Genomic DNA, 679 nt, shown 5'->3' with positions numbered 1-679 from the left:
CTGTCGAACCCCACCGGCGGTGCCGCGATCGGCACCGGCACGGCGACCGCGACGATTACCGATGACGACGTCGCGGGCACGCTGAGCATTGCCGGGGTGACCATCGTCGAAGGCGATTCGGGTCAGAGCCTCGCGCGGGTGGCCTTCACTCGGACAGGCGGGCTGGGCGCCTTTTCGTTCGATCTGGCGACCGCGAACGGCACCGCGACCGAAGGTGTCGATTATGTCGGCTTGGCAGGCAGCGTGCCGGTGTCCGGCGGGGTCACGGTATTCGGCATCGACTTCGCCATCTATGGTGACCGGCTGTTCGAAGGCGACGAGACCTTCTTCGTGAACCTCACCAACCCGACCAGCGGGCTGATCCTGAGCAACACGCAGGCGACGGTCACGATTACCAACGACGATGCGCAGCCCGTGATCAGCGTCGCCAATGTCACGCTGAACGAAGGCGATACCGGCACCACGGCAGGTGCGTTCACGGTCTCGCGGTCTGGCAACAGCAGCGGCGCGGTCAGCGCGAGCTATACGATCACGCTGCCCGGTGGGGCAGGTGGCGCGACGAGCGCCGATGTAAACGCGACGCTGACCGGCACGGTGAGCTTTGCCGATGGCGAGACCAGCGCGACGATTCCGTTCAGCGTCGTCGGCGATTACCTGGTCGAGGGCGACGAGACCTTCA

1 protein-coding gene is annotated in these 679 nt (G+C 65.8%); it reads left to right on the top strand.

Annotated elements, in window-relative coordinates; genetic code table 11:
• A partial coding sequence (locus AX672_RS03480) for a Calx-beta domain-containing protein (protein ID WP_331711165.1) occupies window positions 1-679 on the top strand: 679 nt, incomplete at both ends.

Origin of the sequence: Sphingomonas sp. CCH10-B3 (genome assembly GCF_001556185.1) — a bacterium.
GTDB lineage: Bacteria > Pseudomonadota > Alphaproteobacteria > Sphingomonadales > Sphingomonadaceae > Sphingomonas > Sphingomonas aquatica.
This window is presented reverse-complemented; position numbering and strand designations above follow the sequence as displayed.